The sequence below is a fragment of the Dyella sp. SYSU CM1112 genome (assembly GCF_058216415.1).
In genome coordinates this window covers 1-307 of record NZ_JBZEGI010000090.1, presented here as the reverse complement: position 1 = coordinate 307, position 307 = coordinate 1, and the positions used below count along the sequence as shown (strand labels likewise).

The following is a 307-nucleotide window of genomic DNA, read 5'->3' as shown; positions in this document are numbered from 1 at the left end:
CGCTCGTGGCGGCGACGGCGATTGCGGTCATTACGATCATTGCGGTCATTACGCCGCTCATTGCTACCCTGCCTTGCCCCTGGTGTTGCGGTTGGGGAGCACCGTTGCCATTGCCGTTGTTGGCGCTATAAGGATTTTCGCGCAGCTCCTGGCCTTCATTGCCATAGCGCAGTGGCTCCTGGGCCTGGACGGGAGGCGCGGGTGCCTCGGAACGCACCTCGGTCGAAGGAGCAGGACGCTCCGCGGGAGGCATAGCCGCCTCGGCGGATCGCTCGCTCGGCGGCAGCCAGTCATGCCAGCCCGCCGA

At 66.1% G+C, this 307-nt stretch carries 1 protein-coding gene; it reads right to left on the bottom strand.

The features are described from left to right. The coding region (locus tag AC4HNJ_RS21750; RefSeq protein WP_490481706.1) for a hypothetical protein at window positions 1-307 on the bottom strand (307 nt) is incomplete at both ends.